The organism is Sporosarcina luteola, from assembly GCF_023715245.1.
In the GTDB taxonomy this organism is placed as follows: Bacteria; Bacillota; Bacilli; order Bacillales_A; family Planococcaceae; genus Sporosarcina; species Sporosarcina luteola_C.
Window position 1 is genome coordinate 131414 of record NZ_JAMBNV010000003.1, and the last position, 22322, is coordinate 153735.

At 43.8% G+C, this 22322-nt stretch carries 23 protein-coding genes; 14 read left to right on the forward strand and 9 right to left on the reverse strand.

The features are described 5' to 3' along the window. Position 1 precedes the first annotated feature (1 nt). The 5 genes from M3152_RS14650 to M3152_RS14670 are packed head-to-tail and all read left to right on the forward strand — an operon-like array spanning position 2 to position 4938. Complete coding sequence (locus M3152_RS14650) at positions 2 to 1207, forward strand: CaiB/BaiF CoA transferase family protein (protein ID WP_251696177.1); 1206 nt, start codon at positions 2 to 4, stop codon at positions 1205 to 1207. Beyond that, positions 1208 to 2113: a hydroxymethylglutaryl-CoA lyase gene (locus M3152_RS14655; protein WP_251696179.1), complete on the forward strand. Its 906-nt coding sequence runs from the start codon at positions 1208 to 1210 to the stop codon at positions 2111 to 2113. After that, positions 2113 to 3138: a TRAP transporter substrate-binding protein gene (locus tag M3152_RS14660; protein WP_251696181.1), complete on the forward strand. Its 1026-nt coding sequence runs from the start codon at positions 2113 to 2115 to the stop codon at positions 3136 to 3138. Before M3152_RS14655 ends, M3152_RS14660 begins: the two co-directional genes overlap by 1 nt. A gap of 28 nt (positions 3139 to 3166) precedes the next feature. Continuing rightward, positions 3167 to 3664 carry a TRAP transporter small permease gene (locus M3152_RS14665; protein ID WP_251696183.1) on the forward strand — a complete coding sequence of 166 codons (498 nt, stop codon included), beginning with the start codon at positions 3167 to 3169 and terminating at the stop codon, positions 3662 to 3664. Next, on the forward strand, positions 3661 to 4938 hold the full coding sequence (locus tag M3152_RS14670) for a TRAP transporter large permease (RefSeq protein WP_251696185.1): 1278 nt from the start codon (positions 3661 to 3663) through the stop codon (positions 4936 to 4938). The genes M3152_RS14665 and M3152_RS14670 overlap by 4 nt, the downstream gene beginning before the upstream one ends. A 280-nt stretch (positions 4939 to 5218) precedes the next feature. Here M3152_RS14670 and M3152_RS14675 read toward each other — a convergent pair whose 3' ends face one another. Further along, complete coding sequence (locus M3152_RS14675; protein ID WP_251696186.1) at positions 5219 to 5800, reverse strand: protein-L-isoaspartate(D-aspartate) O-methyltransferase; 582 nt, start codon at positions 5798 to 5800, stop codon at positions 5219 to 5221. Between the two features lie 181 nt (positions 5801 to 5981). Between M3152_RS14675 and M3152_RS14680 the strand changes: the two genes are divergently transcribed. Then, complete coding sequence (locus M3152_RS14680; RefSeq protein WP_251696187.1) at positions 5982 to 7334, forward strand: amino acid permease; 1353 nt, start codon at positions 5982 to 5984, stop codon at positions 7332 to 7334. Here M3152_RS14680 and M3152_RS14685 read toward each other — a convergent pair. From M3152_RS14685 to M3152_RS14695, 3 genes are all read right to left on the reverse strand, one after another. Continuing rightward, positions 7319 to 7945, reverse strand: coding sequence for a LysE family transporter (locus tag M3152_RS14685; RefSeq protein WP_251696189.1), 627 nt, complete (start codon positions 7943 to 7945; stop codon positions 7319 to 7321). The genes M3152_RS14680 and M3152_RS14685 overlap by 16 nt on opposite strands. 182 nt (positions 7946 to 8127) lie before the next feature. Beyond that, entirely contained in the window at positions 8128 to 9594 is a 1467-nt protein-coding gene (locus M3152_RS14690; RefSeq protein ID WP_251696191.1) for a hypothetical protein, read from the reverse strand. Next, positions 9587 to 10096, reverse strand: coding sequence for a sigma-70 family RNA polymerase sigma factor (locus M3152_RS14695; protein ID WP_251696193.1), 510 nt, complete (start codon positions 10094 to 10096; stop codon positions 9587 to 9589). The genes M3152_RS14690 and M3152_RS14695 overlap by 8 nt, the downstream gene beginning before the upstream one ends. Before the next feature lie 169 nt (positions 10097 to 10265). Here M3152_RS14695 and M3152_RS14700 point away from each other — a divergent pair, with 169 nt between their 5' ends. Then, the gene (locus tag M3152_RS14700) at positions 10266 to 10811 is read left to right on the forward strand and encodes a hypothetical protein (RefSeq protein ID WP_251696195.1); all 546 of its coding nucleotides are present in this window, start codon (positions 10266 to 10268) and stop codon (positions 10809 to 10811) included. Positions 10812 to 10884: 73 nt separating this feature from the next. Here M3152_RS14700 and M3152_RS14705 read toward each other — a convergent pair whose 3' ends face one another. Then, entirely contained in the window at positions 10885 to 11436 is a 552-nt protein-coding gene (locus tag M3152_RS14705) for a hypothetical protein (RefSeq protein WP_251696197.1), read from the reverse strand. A gap of 537 nt (positions 11437 to 11973) precedes the next feature. Between M3152_RS14705 and M3152_RS14710 the strand changes: the two genes are divergently transcribed. The 3 genes from M3152_RS14710 (at position 11974) to uvsE (ending at position 15388) form a co-directional block, all read left to right on the forward strand. Beyond that, a complete protein-coding gene (locus tag M3152_RS14710) occupies positions 11974 to 13446 on the forward strand; it encodes a BCCT family transporter (RefSeq protein ID WP_251696199.1) in 1473 nt (490 codons plus the stop codon). A 48-nt stretch (positions 13447 to 13494) separates the two neighbouring features. Further along, a complete protein-coding gene (locus M3152_RS14715; RefSeq protein WP_251696201.1) occupies positions 13495 to 14154 on the forward strand; it encodes a hypothetical protein in 660 nt (219 codons plus the stop codon). 268 nt (positions 14155 to 14422) lie between these two features. Continuing rightward, positions 14423 to 15388: a UV DNA damage repair endonuclease UvsE gene (gene uvsE / locus M3152_RS14720; protein WP_251696203.1), complete on the forward strand. Its 966-nt coding sequence runs from the start codon at positions 14423 to 14425 to the stop codon at positions 15386 to 15388. Between the two features lie 102 nt (positions 15389 to 15490). Here uvsE and menC read toward each other — a convergent pair whose 3' ends face one another. Genes menC through M3152_RS14735 form a run of 3 tightly spaced genes read right to left on the reverse strand, consistent with a single transcriptional unit; the run spans position 15491 to position 18583 of the window. Continuing rightward, positions 15491 to 16636, reverse strand: coding sequence for an o-succinylbenzoate synthase (menC, locus tag M3152_RS14725; protein ID WP_251696369.1), 1146 nt, complete (start codon positions 16634 to 16636; stop codon positions 15491 to 15493). Between the two features lie 3 nt (positions 16637 to 16639). Next, entirely contained in the window at positions 16640 to 17770 is a 1131-nt protein-coding gene (locus M3152_RS14730) for a M20 peptidase aminoacylase family protein (RefSeq protein WP_251696204.1), read from the reverse strand. 18 nt (positions 17771 to 17788) lie between these two features. Continuing rightward, positions 17789 to 18583, reverse strand: coding sequence for a MurR/RpiR family transcriptional regulator (locus M3152_RS14735; RefSeq protein WP_251696206.1), 795 nt, complete (start codon positions 18581 to 18583; stop codon positions 17789 to 17791). Between the two features lie 120 nt (positions 18584 to 18703). Between M3152_RS14735 and M3152_RS14740 the strand changes: the two genes are divergently transcribed. From M3152_RS14740 to M3152_RS14750, 3 genes are all read left to right on the forward strand, one after another. Further along, on the forward strand, positions 18704 to 20104 hold the full coding sequence (locus M3152_RS14740; protein WP_353056621.1) for a YfcC family protein: 1401 nt from the start codon (positions 18704 to 18706) through the stop codon (positions 20102 to 20104). Between the two features lie 253 nt (positions 20105 to 20357). Next, entirely contained in the window at positions 20358 to 20558 is a 201-nt protein-coding gene (locus M3152_RS14745) for a cold-shock protein (RefSeq protein WP_147058293.1), read from the forward strand. A gap of 156 nt (positions 20559 to 20714) precedes the next feature. Continuing rightward, positions 20715 to 21092: an SET domain-containing protein gene (locus M3152_RS14750; RefSeq protein WP_251696208.1), complete on the forward strand. Its 378-nt coding sequence runs from the start codon at positions 20715 to 20717 to the stop codon at positions 21090 to 21092. 176 nt (positions 21093 to 21268) lie between these two features. Here M3152_RS14750 and M3152_RS14755 read toward each other — a convergent pair whose 3' ends face one another. Beyond that, on the reverse strand, positions 21269 to 21517 hold the full coding sequence (locus M3152_RS14755; RefSeq protein WP_251696210.1) for a hexameric tyrosine-coordinated heme protein: 249 nt from the start codon (positions 21515 to 21517) through the stop codon (positions 21269 to 21271). A 263-nt stretch (positions 21518 to 21780) separates the two neighbouring features. Here M3152_RS14755 and M3152_RS14760 point away from each other — a divergent pair, with 263 nt between their 5' ends. Next, on the forward strand, positions 21781 to 22317 hold the full coding sequence (locus M3152_RS14760) for a hypothetical protein (protein ID WP_251696212.1): 537 nt from the start codon (positions 21781 to 21783) through the stop codon (positions 22315 to 22317). Positions 22318 to 22322: the final 5 nt, after the last annotated feature.

Below are 22322 nucleotides of genomic sequence, written 5' to 3' on the forward strand. Positions count from 1 at the left end.
CGTGTTAAACAAACGAAAACCTCTAGAAGGCGTAAAAATATTGGAATTGGGCAATTTGGTCGCAGCACCGTATGCAGGTAAGCTTTTTGCTGAATTCGGAGCAGAAGTGATTAAAGTGGAGGAACCTACAAATGGCGATCCTCTACGGAATTGGCGGGTGATGCATGGGGATACGTCCGTATGGTGGTACGTCCAAAGCAGGAACAAGAAATCGGTTACCATCAATCTTCGTGAACCTGAAGGGCAGGAAATCGTAAGGTCATTGATTGGCAAGGTGGATGTTGTTCTCGAAAATTTCAAGCCGGGCACATTGGAGAGATGGGGGCTGGGCTATGAGGAACTTCAGAAGGTAAATCCATCGATTATCCTCACCCGTATATCGGGATACGGACAAACGGGTCCCTATAAGGAAAAACCCGGATTTGGCAGTGTCGCAGAAGCGATTGGCGGTCTACGTTTTTTGACAGGCTATCCGGATCGTCCGCCAGTCCGTGCAGGCATTGCGATCGGTGATATGATTGCAGGCTTATATGCGGTAATCGGAACATTGATGACACTTCGTGCACGGGATGAGGACCCGGAAAAGAAAGGGCAGGTCGTTGACGTCGCGCTCTACGAAGCGGTGTTCAGCCTGCTGGAAGGCATTCTTCCGGAGTATGATTTAACAGGATTGGTTAGGGAGCGAACGGGAAGCACGTTGCCGGGCATAGCCCCTTCGAACACCTACAAATGTGCTGATGGAAAGCATATTGTCATTGGCGGAAATGGAGATCGCATTTTCCAGCGACTCATGACAGCGATCGGCAGGGGGGATTTGGCGAATGATCCGCTATATGCAACGAACCAAGGCCGTGCGGATCACGCGGACTTCATAGATGGCGTGATAGAGGACTGGACGTTGCAGCACTCCATGGATGAAGTTCGGCGGATCTTGGATGCAGCATCGGTTCCGGTAGGTCCGATTTACGGCATCAATGACATCGTGAATGACGAACATTATCAGGCGCGCGATATGCTGAAGGAAATCGTATTGGAGGACGGAGTGAAGATGACCGTTCCCGGGATTGTGCCGAAGCTATCGGGGACACCGGGTGATATCGATTGGATTGGCCCGGTTCTTGGAGCTCACAATGAAGAGGTCTATTCAGATCTCCTCGGCCTGTCGGAAGAAGAGTTCCAGCGTCTGAAAGAGAAAGGGGTCATTTGAATGGAAGGCGTTACGATCATTGACGTCAGCCCCCGCGATGGTTTGCAAAACGAACCGAAACCGGTAGATGTGGAGCGGAAATTGCAACTGGTAAACAAACTGATTGCTGCCGGGATTCATAAAGTGGAAGTGACCTCCTTCGTCCATCCGGTGAAAGTGCCTCAAATGGCGGATGCAAACGAATTGCTCCAAGCTCTTTCCGATAAGGGAAATCTCGAAGCGATTGCATTGATTCCTAATCTGAAAGGGTATGAACGGGCAAGGAAACATCGTTTATCTGAAGTGAATTGGGTCAGTGCAGCTACTGAAACTTTCAATGAAAAGAACATCGGGATGTCGATCGAGGACAATATGTCCCAGTTCCTGAAGGTTTTGAAGGAAGCGAAAAAAGACGGCATCAAAACTTGTTTTTCAGTCGCCGTCAGCTTCGGCTGTCCGTATGAAGGAAATGTCGAAGAAGAGAAAGTGCTGGAGCTCGTCCGTCGTGTCAAAGAGGCGGGGGTAGATCGGATTGGAATTGCGGATACGATTGGAATTGCAACACCCGATCATGTCGACAGTCTGATGAAGAAGGTGCTCGCCATTGCAGGCGACACGCCAGTAGCTATTCATTTGCATGACACGCGGGGACTTGGGTTGACGAATGCATATGAGGCTTACAAGGCAGGCGTGAGAATTTTTGAAACGTCCGCAAGTGGCATCGGCGGCTGTCCATTTGCGCCGGGCGCCGCGGGTAATTTGGCAACAGAGGATCTCGTTTATTTATTCGAAAGGATGAATATATCAACAGGGATCGATTTTCAAAAACTGTTGGGTGCCGCTGATTATGCGGCAAGTCTATCAACAAAAAATCCATTGGGGCGAATCCGCCACGTGGAAAAACAAAGGGAAAAGGGGAATGAGTGATGAAAAAATGGCTGTTAGGTTTGTTTGTATCAATTATTGGGGTGGTTGTGTTGTCCGCCTGCAACAACGAAAAAACGGATGATAAGGCTACTGCTGATAGCGGGGACGGCTATGAGGCAACGACAATCCGTCTTGCCTACAACTTGCCTCAAGATCATCATATCTCGGTTGGTATCGAAGAATTCGCGAAAAAAGTTACCGAAAAATCCGATGGAAAAGTGAAAGTGCAAGTGTTTCCGGCAGGACAATTACTTAGCGATAAGGATATGAACCAGTCAATTCTTTCAGGTGGTGTTGAAATGGGTGTGAACTCTTCCACTCTATGGGCGTCCACTGTTCCGGCAATGGGGATTTTCGATGTTCCTTATGTATTCAATGATTATTCAGCAGTAGGAGAAGCGGTAAATGGTGAATTCGGCGATAAACTTCGTGGTGCAATGGAAGAAAAGGGTGCGAAAGTTCTGATGTTCGCTGACTATGGATATGTTCAATTTGCCAATAACAAGCGCCCGTTAAAATCTCCTGAAGACTTCAAAGGATTGAAAATCAGAAGTATCGGAGATTTGCCTTCCGAATTAATTCAAGCATATGGGGCTTCACCTGTTTTCATGGGTGGGGGGGAAGTATACATGGCCCTTCAACGTGACACAGTGGATGGGGCAACATCAGGTACGACAGCGATGCTTCAACGTAAATATGATGAAGTTACGAAATACTTGACGATTAATAACTATGCCTATCTTGAATTCCTTTTGGCTGTCAATAAAGACTACTGGGATGGCCTTCCAGAGAAGACTCAAGACCTTCTAACAGAAGTGGCCGCTGAAACGGAAACGTGGATCCGTGAGCAAGCCGAAAAAGAAGATAGTGAATCAGCTAAAGCACTTGAAGAAAATGGAATGGAAGTTTACGTCGTACCTGAAGACGAGTTGGACGTATGGAAAGACGCGGCTGCACCGGTGCGTGACGTATTCGTGAAAAATGCCGGAGACCTAGGGAAAGAACTTTTAGACTTGGTAGGCTGAAATAACTAGATTTGAGGGGGGAACCGCTTTGAAAAAGGTCTATAATGTTATGGATCTGCTCATCAGATGGGGCGCTTACATTGCGGGTGTGCTTATTTTGATCACGACCGTTATGACATTCTATGAAGTTGTGTCAAGATCGTTTTTCCATAAACCGACTTCTTGGGCGACTGAGCTATCCATCTATGCGATCATTGGCAGCTGTTTCTTAGGTAGCGCCTATGCGGTTCGGACCTATTCGCATATTACTGTCGATTTATTGATTAATAATGTTAATGATCGAATTAAAACCTTACTGGCATACCTGACGAATTCTCTCGGATTGGTATTCAGTATCATCTTCACACTTTACAGTTACTTGCATGTCATCAAGACATTCAACTTGGGAGTCACATCCGCATCACTGTTGAGGATTCCAATGTATATTCCGGAATCCCTCCTCGTGATCGGGGGCGTTCTTCTATGCATCGCCTTCATACTACAGATTATAGATGGCGGCATCCATAAGGGAGGGGAACACCTATGAATTTATTTTTTACGGGTGGATTGGGAATTCTTCTCCTCATCGGACTGCCTGTCGCCTTTACGCTCAGTTTGCTGGCGGTTGCAGGGATGTATTTCTTTAACGGAGGTACATTCGCCTTCATGCAGATTCCGATTATATCGTACAAGTCATTAGATGATTTCTCGCTGACTGCCTTGCCGATGTATGTATTGATGAGCCAAGTGCTTGTTGTGAGTGGGGTCGGCCGGGATTTGTATGAAATGGCCAGCAGATGGTTCAGGCATTTCCCTGGCGGACTAGCGATTGCGACATTGTTCTGCTGTACCGTATTCTCAGCGATTTCAGGATCCAGTGTTGCAACGGCTGTTACGGTCGGTTCTGTCGCACTGCCTGAAATGGTGAGAAGGGGTTACAACAAACGTCATGTGTTAGGGCTATTGGCTGCGGGTGGAACACTTGGCATCTTAATTCCTCCAAGTATTCCGATGATCATTTATGGTTCAGTGACAGGAGAGTCTGTTGGTAAGCTTTTCATTGCTGGAATTATACCTGGTGCAATCCTGACAATCGCGTTCATGATTTTCTCGGCGTATCAAACTCGCCATATTAAAGACATACCGGCGACTTGGGGCGAGAGAATGGAGGCATCTCGCAAGGCGATTTGGGGATTGTTGCTGCCAATCATTATCATCGGCGGGATCTACACTGGTATTTTCACACCGACGGAAGCAGCTGCTGTCGGCGTTGTGCTCAGCTTTGTCATCGCAATTTTCGTCTATAAGAACATCAATTTGACGTCGATGAAGGAAATTCTAGTTTCTACTGTTAAAACGAATGCAATGATCCTATTTATCATCATCGGTGCGATGCTATTGGGCTATATCCTGACAATCCTTCAGATTCCACAGGGCATCGTCAATTTTGCAACATCCCAAGACATTTCACCATGGATCATTTTCATCTTGATCAATATCGTGCTGTTGATTCTCGGTATGTTCTTGGAAACTGTTTCAATTCTGGTTATCACATTGCCAATCCTTTATCCGATCATCATGGCGCTCGGTTTCGATCCGATCTGGTTCGCTATTATCATGGTCATCAATATGGAGCTGGCTCTCATCTCACCGCCGGTCGGACTGAACCTGTTCGTATTGAAAGGGTTGAACAAAGAAAACACCATCAGTGAAATCGTGAAAGGCGTTATCCCGTATGCCGTCATCATGCTTGTCTTCATGGTTATTCTTTCGATCTTCCCTGAAATCGCAACGGTGTTGATCCATAAAGATATTAAATGAGTAAAGCCCACGAGGAAAAAACTCCTTCGTGGGCTGTTTTGTAATGAAATGAGTGGGTGAGCAGTTGGGATTGAAGCAGGTAGAATTATATCGATCATTTCCTGCGGATTATCGTTCATTTCCCGTAGTTTATCGATCATTTCGCGGAGGATATCGATTATTTCCCAACATATATCGATCATTTCCCGAGTTATATTGTCATTTTGTGAGTAAGGACCTAATAGGTGGTGCACTAAATGTCGATTACAATCAAAAGAGAAGTCTAATAAAGTTATGACCTCTACTCATACTTCCCCCTCAACGGAACAAACCTCACTTCCTCCAGCACTGTCGTATTGATTTCTCCGTCTTCATCTTTTTCCAAGAGCAAGAGCTCCTGTAGAAGGGGTGGACCTACTGGAATGATCATTTTACCTCTGGGTGCTAGTTGGTCGATGAGCTCGTTTGGCACTTGGGCAGCAGCGGCCGTCACCATAATCCGGTCATACGGAGCGTTTTCTTCCCAACCGGTGCTGCCGTCATCCAATTTGAAATGGATGTTGGAGAAGCCGGCTTTTTCTAATCGTTCCTTTGCCCGTTCATGCAAGGCGGCGATTCGTTCAATCGTATAAACGGAGTCCGAGAAGGCGGCGAGCAGGGCGGTTTGGTAGCCGGATCCGGTTCCGATTTCGAGCACTTTTGAACCGGGCTGCAAATCGAGGGCCAATGTCATTTCAAGTACGAGGGATGGCTGGGAAATCGTTTGTTCATGCCCGATTGGAATGGCCTCGTCCATATAGGCGAATTCTTTGAGTTCATCCATGAAAAAGCTGCGATCAAGTTTTTGAAAATAGGTAAGGATGTCTTCGTTTTGGCTGGTCATTGTAGTATGCCCCTTCAGCTATATAGTTGGTTACCCATATCCTCTATTGGGCAGTTGTAAACAATATACATAAGCTAACATGGTTGATCTTTGTCTTGAAAATGTTCTTTCTTTCATCATTTCACTAACACATAAATGTACTTTCTGGTGGAAAGCTATCTTTTATGTGGAGGTGTATGTAATGGGGAAAAAAACGTCAGGAGGCAAGGATGAAGCAGCAAATCTTTCTTGGTGGCAATTATCCCTAATTGGAGTAGGCTGCATTATTGGTACAGGTTTTTTCTTAGCATCAAGTATTGCGATTAAAATGACAGGTCCTTCTGTCATCCTGGCCTTTATCATGGCTGCAACTGCAACCTATATCGTATTTGAAGCACTAGCGAAAATGTCCGCAAAAGATCCACAGAAAGGGTCATTTCGAACGTATGCCAAAAAAGCATATGGACGTTGGGCTGGGTTTAGCAGTGGTTGGGTCTATTGGTGTTCGGAGATTTTAATCATCGGTAGTCAGCTTACTGCAATTTCACTGTTATCAAAGTTTTGGTTCCCTGACATTAAACTGTGGATATTCGCATCGATTTATGCCGTATGCGGCCTCCTTGTTCTTTTTATTGGGACTAAAGCGTTTGGGAAATTAGAGAGCGTATTTGCAGTGATGAAAATTGCTGCTATTTTTATGTTTATTGTAATTGCCATTTTAGCGTTGACGGGGATAATTGAGGGCGATTCCAAAGCAGGAATTCCTCAAACTGTAAAAGGATTTTTCCCTAACGGTATCGTCGGATTTTGGAGCGCTCTATTGTTTGCCTTTTATGCTCATGGTGGAATTGAAGTAATGGGCGTAATGGCCATCCATCTTAAGAAAAAGGAAGATGCTCCTAAATCGGGAAAAGTCATGTTGGGGTTACTCGGAGTAATTTACATTACATCGCTTTCTTTAGCACTTTTACTATTGCCATATGATAAGTTCAGGGAGAACAAAAGCCCGTTTGTTGAGGCCTTATCAGGTTTTAATGGTATTGAGTTTTTCCCGCATGTCTTTACGGCTGCAATTATTATTGCCGGTTTTTCGACGATGTCTGGAGCTCTTTTTTCGGTTACCACGGTACTTCAAACAATATCTGAAGATGGGGATGCACCTAAACTATTTAGTAAACAAATGAAAAAGAAGTTCAAAATGCCGTTACCTGCTATCGCTTTAACGACAACCGGGCTTGTTCTATCCATAGTCACCTCATTATTATTGCCTGATAAAGTATACGAATATATAACGACTGCTGCAGCATTAATGCTGCTTTATAATTGGATTCTCATTTTATCCATGTATCACAGATTAATCGAGCCGACTACTGCGGATAAAGTAAAAAGAGTGATCGGAATGATTCTTGTCGTTGCGGCCGTAAGTGGAGCACTTTTTCATAAAACAAGTCGACCTGGCTTTTTTGTCAGTTTACTATTTATTACGATAATTGGAATCGTCGTCCTGTTTTTACGGAAAAGGTGGAAGAAAGAAGAGGCTCAAAATAATGCATGATAAGCCTGAATGCCGAAGTATATTCCGAATCCAATCATAAAAAGGGAAGAAATAACGGAGATCATCTTCAAAAGATTCACGGATAATAATCTGCGGGCACCACTAGATAGAGTGGCCATTATTGTATCCCATAAAAGGACACCAACTATAATGGCGATACTAAAAATCAGTAGTTGATCCCCTGCATAGGTTTCAGCAGATTGTGCAAGAACTGAACCATAGATCCCCAGCCAAAATAGAATCGTTAGTGGATTCAAAAGCGACATGAAAAAACCAGTTAACAAGGAACGTCTAAGAAGGCTTTTTTTACCTGATTTCATTTCTAGTTCAATTTTATGTAATGATACTAAATTTTCGATTCCAGTATATAAAAGAACAAAACAACCAAATGACCAAAGAATTATTTTTACCAGTGCGAACTCGATAATTTGTCCGACTCCGAAATATACCATGATCATATACAAAACATCGGCTGTTAACGCTCCAATACCAAAAATCCAGGCATGAAAAAAACCGTTTTTAATACCCGTATTTAGCTGCGCAGCGTTAACAGGTCCGATGGGCGCAGCTAAAGATACGCCTAAAATGATATAGGCAGCTATCGAATTCATGTAAAGTCCTCCCTTAAATAGCGTCTATGCATCCTATTCAAGAGGAGTGACTGGTACAACCTATAGAAGAGATATTATTGAATAAAAGAATTTTCCATAGTCCATATAAAATAAGCAAAGCCCACGAGGAGGATTTCCTTCGCGGGCCATATCTATAGAGAATATGCTTGGTTAGACATAAATCAATCTGCCGAACCATCAAATTTCTTTACCCATTCCTGATCATTCCAAATATCCGGGTTGTCGATTGTTTCATTCTCTCCACGCACGATAAAGTCATACGTATCTTTTCCACCCGTATACCAATCAACGATGACTAACTTGCCGTTGACATTTCGGACGAGAAATTCGGTTGCTTCACCATAACCGCCTACATCCTTATTGACCATTACAGGTACGTGCAAATAGAGAAAACCTCCATTCGCATCTTCAGTATTTTTCGCTTCCCAATCCCCAATTTCAACATCTTTCACCGGATCATTAAAGCCTCCATATCGATCATGTTCGGATTGAACCTTCTTATTTATATACTGCTTAAGGTTTTCGTTTTCAATGAATGAATCCAAGTCAATATCAGAGCCATTCCAGACAGCTTTATAATAGTCCGTCAGCGCGGTCACACACATTTCATAAGCCGTTTCAATATCCTTTTCAGAAACTCCCGTTGGATTTTTAGGTGTGAATTCACGCACGGTATTGGTAGAAAGCACTTCCCACTCCGTCACCTTTTCGTAAGGTAATGAACTGCCACGTGAAGTAACAGGGTAGGAGAGAGTGTCGTAAACAATCCTGATGTCCATGCCGGGCGAAATCTCGTTTGAAGCGTGAGGGATTACAAACCGGTCGGCGGCTCCATTTATGATCAACTTTTCCTTTTTCGATGGAGCGTCCTCTACGAATCCTTGCGTGATAAGGACTTGCTCACCATCGATAGCGGCGACTGTCCCTTCAAGCTCTTCGTAATTGACGGACAGATCGAAAGGGGGAATCGCCTTTTGTTCCATGAAATTGGCAATGGCATGCTCGTGTTTATTCTGGAATGAACCGAGCACTTCACCTTTTGTTATAGGTTTTTCCTGTGGATGGCGAACAAGCCATTCTTCGGCTTTGTCATATCGGTAAGTCCATTTTAAAATTACATTGAAATATTCGTCATAGGAGATTCCGAAATTCCTTTCCTGTGTTTGGAGAATTGTCTTCTTTTTCTCTTCATCTTCTTTGTCCAGTTCCGCATAAAAAGTATCCCGCTGTTCCGCCACGGTTTTTTCGATTGCTTCTATGTCTTCCGAGTAGCCCATCGTTTTGGCATAATCAATTAAAGCGTCAATTTGCAGTATGTTTCGCAAAACCGCTTGCTTCGTCTCGTTCGTGGCGTCCTCTTCATTGCCGTTCGACTCTGACCGTAGCATGTGATCATAAATTAATTCATTAACTTCATATTCATCTTGATCCGCGGTGGAGATACCGTCCTTCAGCACGTTGAATGCAAAAAACAGGACCGTTGCGGCGACAATGGCAGTCGCTGCCACTGGGAAGGGATTTCTTTTCTTTTGCCTACGTTTTCCGGAGAGGACTCTTCGTTTCACATCTTCCACATCTTCTGAATTAATTCCGGACACAGCATCTAGACTCTTCTTCACTTCATTCATTAGATAGCACCTCCCAATCACCGGTTTTCAGTTTTTCCTTCAATATCTTCCGCGCCTTCACCATTCGTGCCTTCACCGTGTTTTCGGATAGCTCCAAAAAAGCGGCGATTTCCCTGATCTTGTATTCTTCGTAGTAATAAAAAATGATAATTTCCCGGTACTTCATAGGTAACTTCAATATAGTAATGGCGAGTTCCGATCGCTCTTCATTCAAAATAACAGGGTCCTGTTGTATATGTATCGTTTCCACCCAATCCTGCGTGAACAGCAAATTCCGGAATGACCAGCTCCGCAGATGGTCCTTGCAGCGGTTGACGGTCAACTTGGTAAGATACGCACGCAGTGTCCCTCGTTCCTCATAATTCGCTGACGTATAAAAGGAAATGAACACGTCTTGGACGATATCCTTCGCCATCTCACGGTCCCGCAAATAGAAGAAAGCCATCCTCAATAGGTGTTCACCATGCGCATCCATGATCGCTTCCAATTCTCCCTGGTCCATTGTCATCACCGCCTCTTCATAATAGTAACGGAGCTCGAGAGGGAATGGTTGTTGTTTTTGCTATTACTCAGAAATTTAAAGGATGCGCCATGGTGTTATATGGTAAAATTGACGCAAAAGAATTAGTAGAGGGATAACTAATGTTTGCTCAAGTTGGGGGAAATGAAAGATGATCAATATAACGGGCATATTATTTTTGTTTCTTTGTTTCCGAATTTTCCGGTTATTAATTAGAATGAAACAACCTGTCATTTTCCCAGTCACGGAGGAAGACTTGCAAGAGATTCGAATACAGCCGAAAAAATCAGTCGAGCTGCCGATTATTAATCAACAAAAAACCGGTCTTCTATGGCTGGGTCTCACGCTACTGTTTCTACTCATTCTTGTAGTTTTTGATCTACTCAGCACTAGTAAGGATTTGTCTTACGCCGTCATCCCTCTCCTTGTATTATTCACTTTCAATCAAGTTTGGAATCTATTTGCGATTGTGGAAAACGGGGTGTTATGTGGGGGCAGGTTTGTGTCATGGAAGAACATTCAATCGTATCATTTCGAGGGAATTGATCAGAACCACCGTTTTTACGGGTATTCCCCGGAAGTGAATAGCGGGTATGAACTGTGGATTACAACGAAGTTCTCTGAAGTCAGCTGTATTGTTACGTCTGAAGCGGTGAAGGAGAAATTAGCAGGTATACTGGATGGTCATGTATCGTAACCGCAAAAAAATAATCCATCCTTGAGTGTAAGCTCATAAGGGATGGATTATTTTATTTGCTATGCCACCGCAGTTACTCCAGCCCTCCGCTAATTAAACTCCTCAATAATTGCTTGTCGCCGAGGTATGACATTTTAGCGATTTTATTGTCGCGCATAATGGCAACGCCTGTTATTTCAATCGCCGTTTTCTCCCCGTCTTTATTGACATAATCAAGATCGACGGTGAAGTTATAATTTGTTGGTGTCACTTCGTTCTGCTCCACGTTGACATCGTTCACCTTCAATTGATATCCGTATCTGTCGGCTACTGTATGGAAGATGTCGAACTCACCCGTTCGAGTGTATAAATCGAATGTGCTTTCAGTAAAGTAAGGGGCGTATGTTTCCTTTAAATACGCATTATATTGTTCGAATCCTTTCTCCGTGTCCTCTATATTATCCGAGAAGTAATTCTTGAAGATCGCTTTTTCATTAGGTGCATTCATCTGCAGTTCAACGACGGTTTTGACTGTTTCCTTAATTTTATCTTGTTCATTTGACTTCGAACAACCTGCACAGATTAGACAAATTACACTTAGACATATAGCTATCCCTGTCTTCCAACGAGAATTCTTTTTCTTCATGTTCTCACCTCGTACATTCGCATTTTCAGTTCATTACTTATACGGATTGCGGGCGATAAACGATTCGTTTTATACTATTTTGGCTGTGTAGGATTTTTATCGGTCACTTTTAGATAGTTATCGGTCATATCAGGGAAGTTATCGATCAATTCAAAAGAGTTATCGATCATTTCCAGTGAGTTATCGGTCAATTTCACAATTTTATTGTCATTTTGTGACCTTTGACCTATCAAATATGGCCCTCAAATAACCCAGATGATTTTTCAGAAACCTTTGAAGCTATTCCTAGGGTTCTCCGTCTGCTTCGGCTCACCCACACAATGTTTGAAGTTTTTTTAAATGGGTATAATTGAATGCTGAATCTTTGTTAGCCGTCTATGACGATTTTCTAAATCGGATAGGCGGCTCGTTTTATAGTGTTTAATGTATAGCTGGGAAGTCTGGTTCTCATGCTATGGAGGGGGAGATACCATTGATATGATTTATGAAATACTTTGAAGGTATGAGTAGTGGAAATTGGAGAGAGGGGAATTTTTTTTGCATATTACTAGGGTGTTTTGGTATGCAGTCGTTATTTGTATAGCGATTGTGCTTTGGGGTTCAATTGCCCCGACGAATTTGAACGATTTGACTGTAGTTGCAACCACATTTATTTATGATCACTTTGCATGGTTTTACATATTTGTCATTGTTGCGATGATTAGTTTTTGCATATATATTATGTTTTCGCGTTTTGGCAAAGTTACATTAGGAAAACAAAATGAGAAGCCTGAATTTAGTTTGCTTGCATGGTTTGCCATGCTGTTCAGCGCGGGTATGGGCATTGGATTGGTGTTCTTTACAACAGCGGAAACCATTTCGCATGCTTTCATCAGTTCGCCGAATGCAACACCAGGGTCTGATCAGGCAATCATTGAATCGCTTCAATACGCGATGTTTCACTGGGGCCTTCATGGCTGGGGGCTGTACAGCATTGTAGCACTCGTACTCGCTTACTTTAAATTTCGGGTTGGCGCTCCCGGGTTGATCAGTGCGACGCTTGAGCCGTTGTTCGGCAAGAAAATCATGCGGGGCACAGTTGGACATATCGTAGATACGCTTGCAGTTTTTGCGACTGTTGTAGGTGTCGCATCCACACTCGGTTTCGGTTCAGCGCAAATTAATAGCGGGTTGACGTATCTGTTTGACGCCCCTAAAACGTTTTGGTTTCAGTTGATCATTTTACTCATCGCGACGGTATTATTTATCTTATCCGCATGGTCGGGTATTGGACGGGGCATCAAATACTTAAGTACCATCAATATTGTCGTTGGATTTATCCTGTTACTTCTCTTGTTTATTGTCGGCCCGTCCATGTATATTTTAAATCTATTTACAACTTCAATCGGTAAATATGCAGGGAACTTCATTGAAATGAGTTTTGAGCTTAAGCCGTTGAATGGCGATCAGCGACAGTGGATTAATGAATGGACGATTTTCTATTGGGCATGGTGGATTTCCTGGGCGCCATTTGTAGGCATGTTCATTGCACGTGTTTCAAAAGGCCGGACAATAAGAGAATTTGTCGCAGGCGTATTGCTTGCGCCGACACTTGTGACATTCATCTTCTTTGCCGTTTTTGGCGGCTCGGCATTATATCTAGAGCAAAACGGGATTGCCAAGCTGTCCGCATTAGTGACAGAAACGGTGACATTCGGCATGTATGAGCATTATCCACTTGGAACGATCCTGTCCTTGATTACCGTGTTTGTCATTGCCGTATTTTTTATAACGTCTGCGGATTCGGCAACATTTGTACTCGGCATGTTCAGTACAGGTGGACAACTGAATCCTTCGAATGTTGTCAAGATCATTTGGGGGCTCACATTATCAGCAATGGCGGCCATTGTCATGTATTCCGGAGGCATTAAAGGCTTTCAAAACATGCTTATCATATCGGCGTTACCTCTCTCCCTTATTATCATTTTAATGGTCGTATCCTTTTATAAAGTCATACAACAAAAAGAGTGAACGGAGAAACGTAGCAACAAACTAGAAAAAATATAAGGTGGGGTCGTAGTGAATTTATTAAACGTTAGAAGAGGACAATTTGTTTATTATCAAAATAAACTGCATAAAGTGTACTCTGTAAACCCATTTTTCAGGAAATCCGTGCATCTGATCCGGCTTGAAGATATGGAACAGCAGCTCGTAACTGCAAGAGAAATTACATTGTATAGACCGAAGCATTTGGATAGTTTCACGTTCAATTATCAACGTTATACGCTTCACAAAGAAGTGAGGGCAAAAGTCGGTGATTATATTTTAATCATCAATCCTAAACCTGACTCCATTGACCATCACCATCTTCACGCGATTGAAACTGTATCATCAATAGAAGCGAACGGTGTGATTAGCAATAGATCGAATGGAATCAGACATAGCGAGTATTGGGTAATGGTGCCGGGGCTGGAAGAGGGGGCAACAATCATTGATCGGGCACAGCCTGACGGGAATGAACCAACCGCACAGGCGAAGGTGGAGGAACACCATCCACTCCCGATCCATATACCAAAAATCGGCGATGTATACCAAAAAAATAATAGTGATCCCGTCGTCCTCGCAATGGTCGTTGCCATTAAAGGGGAGACCGTCTATTTAGGTGGGGATATTGAAGTCCATATTGATAAATTAACGAAAAGCGGTGTGTGGAGCCTACAGACACAGGTGCCTTTATAAAATGAGGGCACGGTGCCTGTGTAAGACACTATTCAGTAAATACACTACAATTGCATAAATGTAATTTGTGAAATCAGTAGTATTAGCGTTTAGGTGGACTGCTGTTGTATTTTTATTAAAATACATGAATTGTCATAAATGCACCACGCACAGGCACCCACACAATTCCCACACAATTTACAAGGGTTTGCGGAAGCGCTGTATAGTTGTCCTTGGCAGGGAGGAGACTATTCATGTCTTTTCAATTATGGATGAGTTGAGGTGCAATATGACAATTGTACGAATGGGATTCGTAGCGATGAGCATGGAACTGAAAAATGCTTCCCCGTCTAAAACGATGACGTTTACGCAGTTCCAAAAACAAGAAGACCGTGAAGCGGCAATCCGCAAATTGGAACGGATTGCACTGGAGAATTTGGAGAATACACATCGGATCCTAAAACATAACCACTTTAATGAAGTCCATTTTTATCGTTTCAGCTCCAAACTGATTCCGTTAGCGGACCATGCAGAGCTTGCCGGATGGGATTATATGCAGCCGCTGAAAGGGAAGCTGGCTGAAATTGGGGGCTTTGTGAAAGAGCATGGGATGAGAGTCGATTTTCATCCTGACCACTTTGTCGTTTTAAATTCCCCGAATCGAGACGTATTGATCAATTCGGTAAAAAACTTAAAGATGCATTATTTACTCTTAAAAGGAATGAAGATAGATCCCACTCATCGCTGTGTCCTCCATGTCGGGGGCAATTACAAAGACACTGAAAAATCATTAGAGCGTTTTGTGGAGCAGTGGGGCGATGTTCCGCTGCCCATTCAACGGATGATTATGCTGGAAAATGATGATACATCCTTCACCCTCGAGGATACGCTCTATCTCAGCGAGAAACTGGGTGTTCCGCTTGTGTTTGATTATCACCATCATCTGGCCTTTCATCGCGATAAAACATGGGAAGATAAATGGGACCGCGTAGTTGATACATGGAAGGCGTCCCCTCTGCCGATCAAAATGCATATTTCCAGTCCGAAAAGCGAGGACAAATTCCGTCACCATTCGGATTACGTGGATGTGGACATGTTTTTCAGGTTTCTAGATGAAATCAAAGGTTCCGTCCCGCAAATTGATTGTATGATCGAGGCAAAACAGAAGGATGAAGCTCTTTTTACGTTAATCAAACAGATTAAAGATAGGGCAAACGTTGAAATGATAGATGGCTCGTCTTTTTATCTGAAGTAAAACCGCGAAAGTATTTTTGGCAAAGGGTTATCATCTGCCAATCGCATATTAGATTACAACTACCTGCACGGGGGGCATCCCCCATGCAGGTAGTTGTTTTTGTTAGGAAGGGATCGGGTGGGAAGATTCAGCGGACGTAATCGTTTCCCTGCTTGTCAGCACCTTCTTCAGTTTCTCCTGATCTACTTCATAGCCTATTCCATTACCGGACGGGACAAGGATGATGCCGTGGTCCATTGTGATTTCCGGAGTGACAATGTCTTCTTCCCAGTAGTGGGAGGAGGGCGCTGTGTCTCCTGGTATCGTGAAGTTCTGGAGTGTCGTCAATTGGATGTTGTGCGCACGTCCTACACCCGTTTCGAGCATACCCCCGCACCAGACCGGAATATCATTGGCTTTGCACAGGTCGTGGATCCGTTTCGACTCCGTCAGTCCGCCGACCCGTCCGATCTTAATATTGATGATTTTACAGCTGCCGAGCTCGATCGCCTTTCGTGTGTCCTCCAATGAATGAATGCTTTCGTCCAGACAGATCGGCGTACTGATTTGTTTCTGCAAAGTGGCATGATCAATGATATCGTCATGGGCGAGCGGCTGCTCAATCATGATCAGATTGTATTGATCTAATTTTTTCAATCGGTCGGTATCAGCCAGTGTATAGGCGGAATTGGCGTCTGCCATAAGTGGAATATTGGGAAACGCTTCGCGGACTGCAGCAATATAATCAAGATCAGCGCCGGGTTTGATTTTCACTTTGATTTTGCGGAAGCCCTCATCTACATACTGGCGGACCTTATCGACCAGCGCGTCCGGGTCTTTTTGGATTCCGATGCTCTTCCCGACCTCTATTTCATTCTTTGTTCCACCGAGAAGTTCAGCGATGGACTTTCCGTTTTTCTTTGCAAATACATCCCATATAGCTGTTTCAATAGCGGATTTTGCAATGTTATTGCGACGGACGAATTGCAGCATGTCATGTACGTCTTCAGCATGCTTGATTTCCTTGTGAATCAATCGGGGGATGAGAAATTCCTTCAGCATATACACAGTCGTCGCTGTTGTTTCCTCGTTGTAATAGGGCTCGTTGCTTGTTACGGTTTCTCCCCAACCTGACATCCCGGATTCGTCGATCACTTCCACTAAGCAGACATCCTTATGTTGCATCGTACCAAAGCTTGTCGTGAACGGTGCAGTGAGAGAGACGTTGATATGATGGAGAACAACTTCTTTTATGGTTATGGATTTCATCATTCATTTTTCCCCTTTCGAATGTAATTCCAGAATCTTCGTGAGTACATCGATGCCGTTGAACATGGCGTCCCGTTCGAATGTCATGTTCGGATGGTGTAATCCGGGCTTCAAATCGCATCCAAGTCCGACCATCGTTGCTTTCAAGTGCGGTTTCTTGATCGTATAAAAATGAAAATCGTCACCGCCCGGCGTAATGATCGGATCTGCCGTGTTTTCTTCGCCTAATACGGCCGCAATCGCGCTTCTCGCCATCGCTTCCGCTTCCGGATGGACTACAGCAGCAGCGATGCCATACTCCTCAGTAATAGTGATCGTTGCATTGAATAGTGAACGGGCGGAGTCGAGAACATCGTGCACCCTCTTCACGAGAATATCCATCGCTTCGTTCTGTTGCGCACGCAAATCGACTGCAAGTGTGGCGCTCCCCGGTATGATGTTCGTGCTCCTGCCACCTGCTTGGAAACGGGTCACTTTAGCGGAGTGGGGAATATTCGGGTCGAGATGGATCGTATGAATGGCATTCACGATATAGGTTCCGATCTCAACCGCGTTACGGGTGAGATGTGGACGGGCTCCATGCGCATCATCTCCACGGATTTCGAAGGCGATTGTACCCGTCGCACCATGAACAATAGCAGGAGCGGCTTTGCCATTCTCAGTCTCCTGGAACGGCCGCAGATGGATGCCGTAATAGAAATCGACATTGTCGACGACCCCTTTATCCACAAGTTTCAGTGCCCCTGCGCCAACTTCTTCAGCCGGCTGGAAAATGAACCGGATGCCGATTTGATCCAAAATGTCCTTTCTGTCTTTCACACGTTGCAACACTCCAAGCACCATTGTCATATGGGCATCGTGGCCGCATGAATGATTTGCTTTCATTTCTCCATCGACCTCCTGCCACAATGCATCCATATCCGCTCGGAGTGCAATGATCGGCACGTCCCCTGATAAGTTTCCGATGTCACCGACGACACCCGTGCAGTCGTCAAACACAGTCACAGTGCAGCCTGCTTCTTCCAACTTCTTTCTAATAAAAGCGGTCGTATTCACTTCTTCCCAGCTCAGTTCCGGATTTGCATGCAAATGATTGAATGTCTCCATTACCAGTTCCTTTGTTGCATTGCTCATACTTAATCCCCCTTTAGTTCATTGGATGTAATAATTGTTCGTCGGATTAATGAGATCCAACTTATCGATTCGGTGCGCAATATGGAGCAGAAGGCTATTCAACACCGAAAATGTGACCGGCCCTTTTTCCAGCACGGAACGTTGGGCGAACGGTATGACGAGCGCATGGTCGGCATATTCCACTACCGGCGAAGAGCGGGAATCGGTGATGACGATGACTTGATTGCCTTTATCCCGAGCTTCCTCCGCTAACCGAATTGTGCCGAGTGCATACCGGTAGTACGAAAAAATGACAACACATTGGCCGCTTCCTTGCTTCGAGATGCCGATATCCGTTTCTGGCCGGTAAAGCTGCGTGTTGCCAAGGAGCTTGTTCAGAAGAACCGCAAACCAATGGGCATACGCGAAAGATTGGTAGTAGCCGACCACTTGGATATTCTCTGCTTTCTGTAAAGAGTCCACGATGTTCTCTGCTATTACCCAGTCCAAATGGTCGACGATCTGGTTGATGTTATTGCTGTCACTTTCCATGATGCGGCGGAACGGATGCTTGTCTTCAGAAGACACCTTCCCGGGGGATTTGATTGTCAAGAGGTTGCGCTTGACGTCCGCCTGGAGTGAGCCGAATCCGTCATATCCGATCGCTTTGGAAAAGCGTACAACCATCGTTTCGCTTACATCCAGCACATGGGCAATTTTTTTTGCGGGATGCGTCGCGAACAGGATCGGGTTTGTCAGCAATACTTCAGCGACCTTCTTTAGTCCCGGCGTCAGATTTTCGTACTCGTTTTTCGTCTTGTCGTAGTAAGTCATGCCTACACCAGTCTTTCTTTTGTAATAAATCATATAATTTAGTTTTGTCAAAATAAATTATATGATTTATCATGTGAATAGTCAACGCAATATAAAGATAATTCAGGAAGGAGTGGCAGCGTGGAGAAGAAAAAGAAGATAACGTTAGGCATACCGGATGCATATGTAATTCTATTCATGATACTTGTCCTTATGGCTATCTTGACGTACATAATCCCTGCAGGTGAATTTCAAAGGGAAGAGGTTGATGGCGTTACCGTCGTCGTTCCGGGAAGCTATGAGAAGATTGAGTCATCAGCTGTCAGTCCGATGGATGTTTTTCTGGCAATCCAAGATGGAATGATCGCTTCTGCGCCGCTGATTTTCTTAGTGTTAATCATCGGGGGCTCATTTGCAGTCATCGAGTCGACAGGAGCAATTGATGCGCTCATATTAAAAACAATCGAGAAAACAAAGAACAAGGAAATTGTCTTAATCACGATTGTCATGGTCTTGTTCTCGATATTTGGTACGCTCGGCATTATTGTAAACGCGGTAATCGCCTTTATTCCAATCGGAATTATTTTAGCGCGTTCGATGAAACTGGACGCGATCGTCGGGGTGTCAATCATCTACCTCGGTGCTTACGCAGGCTTTAATACCGCATTTCTAGATCCATTGACGACAGGGACGGCGCAACAAATTGCGCAATTGCCCCTCTTCTCTGGGATCGGCTACCGGGTGATTATCTATATTGCGGTCTTGATTTCGACAATTCTTTACGTCGCATGGTACGTGAAGCGGATTAAAAAGGATCCGGCGAAGAGTGTACTTGGGGACAATCCGTTCCCGAAGCTGGAAGAGAAGAATGAATTGAATGAAGAAGTGCAAATAACAGGTACACATAAGCTCGTTCTGCTATGGCTTGTACTAGGCATTGCACTGTATGTATTCGGCGTATTCAAATACGAATGGAGCCTTAATCAGATGGCTGCCATTTTCATTATCATTGCAGTCGGAACGGCGGTTATCGCCCGCTTGACACCTAATCGGCTTGTGAAAGAATTTTTTGAAGGGGCAAAGGGTCTTGTCTACGGAGCGATGATCATTGGGATGGCCCGCTCAATTGTAGTCGTTCTCGAGAATGGAAAAATCCTGGATACGATCGTTCAAGGAATGGCCAATATAATGACTCCTTTCACTAGCGTGAGTGGCGCGATTGTCATGTTTATCGCCAACGAACTATTCAATATCCTTGTTTCCTCGGGAAGTGGACAAGCAGTCATCGTTATGCCAATCATGACACCGCTTGCGGATTTGATGGAAATTCCGAGACAAGTGGCAGTGCAGGCGTACAAAATGGGAGACGGCTTTACAAATGTCATTACGCCTACATCCGGCATCTTGATGGCGAACTTGGCCATTGCGGGGATAGCTTGGACGAAATGGATCCGGTTCGTATTCCCGCTCCTGCTCATCTGGACAGTGCTCGGCATAATCTTCCTCTCAATCGGAGTCATTATTGATTGGGGTCCGTTTTAAGAAATCAACTGCAGGTGCCTGATGATTGTCATAAATGCACAATGTACGGGCGCCTGCTATGCATGGTATAAGACGATTTCAATATCATTATTGAAATAAGAATCGTACTATTTGCTATTTCTTCATATGTCTGTTAATCTAAGGAAGAGTTATTTTTGTTCTTTTTTGAGAATAGATTTTGTTATTCGTCTAAAGCATTTGAACAAAGATAGTAACATATTGTGTGGATATCCACACATAGGAGGCAATAACTATGGAACAAGGTACAGTTAAGTGGTTTAACGCAGAAAAAGGTTTTGGATTCATCGAGCGTGAAGGTGGAGAAGACGTATTCGTACACTTCTCAGCAATTCAAAGCGACGGTTTCAAATCTTTAGACGAAGGTCAAAGCGTAACATTTGAAATTGAACAAGGACAACGTGGCCTACAAGCTACAAACGTTCAAAAAGCTTAATGATTGCATGAAAAAGACCCTACCATGTAGGGTCTTTTTTTGTGCCTATTTGTGATGACTTTGCCACTTTATTTTTCAAGAGTGAATAAAACCACTCACTGCGTCAATACATGTTATAGTAAGAAAGTACATTTTACAAGTGAGTAGGTGAACAGCATGATAGAAGTAAAAACATCTTCACTGAGTGACGGTGAATTCAATAGAGGGGTATTTGCCACATGTGATATCGCCAAAGGAACGATGGTCCATGAAGCACCCGTCATTGCATATCCGAACGAACAGCATCCCCACATTGAGAAAACGTTGTTGTCTGATTATGCCTTTGAATATGGCATTAATCATACCGCGATCCTTCTTGGGTACGGAATGTTATTCAACCATTCCTATGAGCCGAACGCAACGTATGAAATCAGTTTTGAAAAGCATACGTTTGACTTCTTTGCATACACAGATATAAAAGCCGGCGAAGAAATATTGATCAATTATAATGGCGACGAAAATGACAAGGAACTGCTGTGGTTTGATCAGGAATAAACTTGGCAGGTTTTTTTAACAGGTGCCTGTGTAAGACACAATTCAGATAATGCACTACAATTGTATAAAATGCAATAGGGAAACCAGTGAACTCAATGTTTAACTGGATCTCTATTGCATTTTTATTATTTTTAATGAATTGTCATAAATGCACCATGCACAGGCACCGACACAATTTAGTAGTATGGCGGCGTCCACGGCCTCCAGTAGTTGTTGGCTGCAGCTATTGTTTGGAAATGGATTGCGATGACTTGTGATACTGCGATTAAGCTATCCGCATTCTTGGAATATACCGGCCGCAGCATTTTTCTGATCTCCTCAGAAGGCTGTGTAACTCCCACCCCTTTTTGTGCAAGCTTAACCGCTAATGCAAACCCTTCTTCCGGTGTTTGTGTCAGCAGCGTCTGCAATGGGTTGCTTGGCATGCAGTTCACCTCCTACGGTATTCATATGCCTATTCCAATTTGATGGTGATGAACCCCTTATAGTAATTGCGAGGTATGTAATAAAAAACTCCGACTGTTGAAGGGAAAATGAGGAGTTCAAAGGCTGTCCCATGTTTGTACAGGGGCAGTCTTTTTTTGGATTCTCATATTGTTTTGAGAATCATCGAAACTTTTGGTTAGTCAGATCGTATTAGTATTTACTAATAGGGTTTCTATGGTCTAAAGTTATTGGGGGATGGTATATGAAAGCGAGATTGGCTGTTTTGTTTTTGTTACTTATGATCGCCATTTTCACTTACTACAAAGTGAGCTATAGGGATTTTGATGAAGCTATAAGAGATTCGAATGTCCCAGTTGATGAAGTTTTCCACACTATCGATTTTAATGATCACCTGATTGTATTTTATGGCAGCCATGGTGATGTTTTATCAGTAGCATCAATTGAGAAGACACTTCTTGGTTTTCGGTGGGTGTTTGGAACAGGAAGTAAGCAATTCAACGAAGGGGATAGAATGCTGACCCACATGTTTAGTAACTTACAGCCAACAAGGAAAATGTCGGATGATAATGAACTACTATCACTGACATTCGGGGTTATTAACGACCCTTTGATTGAGACCCTTGAGATAAAATACAAAGACCAAGACTTCGCCAAAGCAACAATCATTGAAACAAGTCAGGGACGAATATGGTATTGCTTTTCAGAGTCCCCTGTTACTTATGATCCTGAAGTAAAAGTCCATTATTTGGACGGAACTGAAAAGACAGGTTGGCATTGAATGAA